This is a genomic window from Streptomyces xiaopingdaonensis, from assembly GCF_000262345.1.
Lineage (GTDB): Bacteria > Actinomycetota > Actinomycetes > Streptomycetales > Streptomycetaceae > Streptomyces > Streptomyces xiaopingdaonensis.
This window is the reverse complement of sequence record NZ_AJTQ01000339.1, coordinates 1-3,638: the sequence shown is the minus strand read 5'-3', so window position 1 is coordinate 3,638 and position 3,638 is coordinate 1. Positions and strand designations below refer to the sequence as shown.

Below are 3,638 nucleotides of genomic sequence, written 5' to 3'. Positions count from 1 at the left end.
CCCGCCGAACTCGCCATGCACGCCATCTCCCTGGCGCGCACCGACCATGCGCGGCTGCTCGACTGGGTGCACACCGGCGGTATGGGCGGCTTGGACATCACCCTGCCCAGCCACGTCCTGCGCTCCAACGCACTCCGCATCCAGGGCAGCGGATTCGGCTCAACCGCCCTCGAAGCCTGCGCCCTGGACGAACTGGCCGCAGCCATCACCGCCGGCGCGATGACCGTCCGGCCCCGTGTGTTCCCGCTCGCCGAAGTCGAGCGCGCCTGGGCACACCAGGACGCGTACGGCGAACGCACCGTCGTCACCTTGTGACGCAACTTCCGACCTCTCCTCCGAGGCCGCCGACGAGCACCTCGGCGGCCTCGCGCATTTCGGAACCCGAGCAGGCGGGACGATCGCAACGTGCCCCGTACCGCCCGCTCCCGCCCCGTCAACTCCGACCAGCGCATGACCGTTGCACGTGTCCTGACGGACAACGACTCCTGCTACAGATCTCCAGGACGTTCGTCAGACTCCGAGGCCCCAGGCATCGTCCGCGCACGCACCCCGCAGCACCGTCCGCGGACGAACGGCCAGAAGCAGACCGCTCCCCTCGCACTCTGCTCGACGGATGGGCGCACGGGCGCCCGTGCTCCAGCAACGTCGAAGACACCGACGCTCGGGCGGACTCTCTCCGCACAACCGCATCACTGCCACACCGCGCTCGGGGGCCGGCCATCCACCAGCCGCATGAACAACTCGGCAGGTCGATACAGGTAGCAAGCGCGCCACTTCAACGCCCCGGTCTCCGCTCACAAGCAGCACTCTCCGCGCCCCTCGGGAGGGCGCACCGTCAACCCCTTGCTCCTCCTCTGAAGCGGCACCCCTCAGCACCGGAGACATCCGACAGCCGCCCGCTCAGCAAGGCCACCCTTGTGAGGTACCCCGCTCAACTCACCCGCGAGCGCCCATGAAACGCCTCCCCGAACGCAGGGCCGCGCCATGCCCGCGGCCCGGGGGATTGCCGGATCAGATCAACTCTCCGACAGCTCCCACTCCCCCGTCTCCTCCCCTTCGGCCTCAAGCGCTTCGCGCACGACGCGCAGTGAAAGCCCCTCGCTGTACCCCTTGCGTGCGAGCATCCCTGCGAGTCTGCGCACGCGCTTCTCGCGCTCCAGACCCGCCGTCGACCGGAGCTTCCGCGCCACCAACGCGCGAGCGCGCTCCTCCTCCTGACCGGTGTCGAGTTGTTCCAGGGCCTCGTCGATCGCTTCCGACTCGACGCCCTTGGTGCGCAGCTCCCGCGCCAACGCCCGCCGTGCCAGGCCGCGGCTGTGGTGGCGGGACTCGACCCAGGCCGTGGCGAAGGCGGAGTCGTCCACCAGGCCGACCTCCTCGAAGCGGTCCAGGACCTCCCCTGCCACCTCTTCGGGGATCTCCTTCTTCCGCAGCGCCTCGGCGAGTTGGCTCCGAGTGCGCGGGGTGCCGGTGAGCAGCCGAAGGCAGAGGGCGCGCGCCCGCTCGGCGGGATCGGACGACTCCCCCGAGGGCTCTGCGGTACCGCCGCCCTGCCGTCTCCTCTGCTCCTCGCCTCCCGCACGGGAGCGCCGCCGCGCGCCGTCGGCCGTACGCGGTGGTCCCGCCCCGGCCCTCGACGGAACAGGACCACCGCTGTCCTGGGAGCCGCCCCCGTAAGGTTCGCCCGGAGCGGCTCCTTCCTCCGGGGGCCATGGCTGCGGCGGCGGAGCCAACGGCCATTCGCTGCGCCGGGTCACCGAATCAGCTCTTCGCGGCCGCGGTCTTGGACGCCTTGCTCGACTTCGTCGACTTCGCCGCCGGCGCCGGCACCGCTGCGGGCTCCGCTTCCGGCTCACCGCCGCCTGCGGCGGCATCCGCTCCCGGTTCGGCCGTGGGCTCCTCGGGCTGCACGCCGATGCCGAGCTTCTCCTTGATCTTCTTCTCGATCTCGTTGGCGAGGTCGGGGTTGTCCCGCAGGAAGTTGCGGGAGTTCTCCTTGCCCTGACCGAGCTGATCGCCCTCGTAGGTGTACCAGGCCCCCGACTTGCGGATGAATCCGTGCTCCACCCCCATGTCGATCAGACCGCCCTCACGGCTGATCCCCATGCCGTAGAGGATGTCGAACTCGGCCTGCTTGAACGGTGGTGCGACCTTGTTCTTGACGACCTTGACCCGGGTGCGGTTGCCGACCGCCTCCGTGCCGTCCTTGAGGGTCTCGATCCGTCGGATGTCGAGCCGGACCGAGGCGTAGAACTTGAGCGCCCGGCCACCTGTGGTGGTCTCCGGAGAGCCGAACATCACGCCGACCTTCTCGCGGAGCTGGTTGATGAAGATGGCGGTGGTCTTCGACTGGTTGAGCGCACCGGCGATCTTCCGCAGCGCCTGGCTCATCAGACGTGCCTGGAGGCCGACGTGGCTGTCGCCCATCTCGCCCTCGATCTCGGCACGGGGCACGAGAGCGGCGACCGAGTCGACGATGATGAGGTCGAGCGCGCCGGACCTGATCAGCATGTCGGTGATCTCCAGCGCCTGCTCACCGTTGTCCGGCTGGGAGAGGATCAGCGAGTCGGTGTCGACGCCGAGACGCTTGGCGTACTCGGGGTCGAGAGCGTGCTCCGCGTCGACGAAGGCAACGGTGCCTCCCGCCTGTTGGGCGTTGGCCACCGCATGCAGGGTGAGTGTCGTCTTGCCCGAGGACTCCGGGCCGTAGACCTCGACCACACGGCCGCGCGGCAGCCCGCCGACTCCGAGCGCGACGTCGAGAGCGGTCGAGCCGGTGGGGATGATCTCGACCGGTTCGTTCGGCCGGTCGCCCATGCGCATCACGGCGCCCTTGCCGAATTGCCGTTCAATCTGCGCGAGTGCGGCGTCGAGCGCCTTCTCGCGGTCGGTTCCTGCCATGGGTGCCACCCGGTTGTTTGCTTGAGTCGATCGCTTCACGTCCACCGACGCTAGCGCCTGCCACTGACAACCGGCCCGTCGGCGTTCCCGGCGGACCTCCGCCGGAGCCTCCGAACCGACGCTGCAGACCTCGCCGGAGACCCCATAAGAATCGATGTTCGATTTTTGCGTCAAGCTGCACCCCGGCCCCTGTGGACAACTCCGTCACCCCCAAGTGCCCCCGCACAACGGCCACCTGGGCCCCGCACCGCCGAAGCACCTCACCCGCCCCGCGCCTTGCGACGCCTCCCCGCCGCACCCCTCCCGCCCCTCGGGACTCCGACCTCCGCACCGTCCTCCTCCACCTCGTACCTGCGCATGTAAGCCCCGACGAACCCCTGCAGCGTCGCCGTGGCCGGGATGGCGACCAGCACACCGATCAACCCCATCAACGCACCTCCGGCGACGACCGAACCGAAGGCGACCGCGGGGTGGATGTTCACGGTCCGGGCGGTGATCCGCGGTTGCAGCAGATAGTTCTCGAACTGCTGATACACGACGGCGAAGACGAGCACCCACAGCGCCGTCCACGGGCCGACGGTGAACCCGATCAGCATCGGCAGCGCACCGGCGAGGTAGGTCCCTACCACCGGCACGAACTGCGAGAGGGCGCCCACCCACACCGCGAGCGCGGGCGCGTACGGCACCCCGACGAGTTCGAAGAAGACGTAGTGCGCCACCCCGGAGACGAGGGCCAG

At 69.5% G+C, this 3,638-nt stretch carries 3 protein-coding genes and 2 pseudogenes; 2 read left to right on the top strand and 3 right to left on the bottom strand.

Features of this window, described 5'->3' with window-relative positions; translation table 11 throughout:
- Together UWG_RS0125715 and UWG_RS34335 are read left to right on the top strand one after the other, a co-directional pair.
- A pseudogene (locus UWG_RS0125715) lies at nucleotides 1-315 on the top strand (quinone oxidoreductase family protein); the annotation flags it as partial.
- A gap of 237 nt (nucleotides 316-552) precedes the next feature.
- Nucleotides 553-762 (top strand): annotated as a pseudogene (locus UWG_RS34335) (IS481 family transposase); the annotation flags it as partial.
- 254 nt (nucleotides 763-1,016) lie between these two features.
- Here the strand turns inward: UWG_RS34335 and recX are convergent.
- The 3 genes from recX to UWG_RS31075 form a co-directional block, all read right to left on the bottom strand.
- Nucleotides 1,017-1,757: a recombination regulator RecX gene (gene recX / locus UWG_RS32390; RefSeq protein WP_237720291.1), complete on the bottom strand. Its 741-nt coding sequence runs from the start codon at nucleotides 1,755-1,757 to the stop codon at nucleotides 1,017-1,019.
- Nucleotides 1,758-1,761: 4 nt separating this feature from the next.
- Nucleotides 1,762-2,901, bottom strand: a complete 1,140-nt coding sequence (gene recA / locus UWG_RS0125705) for a recombinase RecA (RefSeq protein ID WP_016910065.1) — start codon at nucleotides 2,899-2,901, stop codon at nucleotides 1,762-1,764.
- Between the two features lie 260 nt (nucleotides 2,902-3,161).
- Nucleotides 3,162-3,638, bottom strand: a 477-nt coding sequence (locus UWG_RS31075; protein ID WP_016910064.1) for an AI-2E family transporter, incomplete at its 5' end; no start/stop codon positions are given.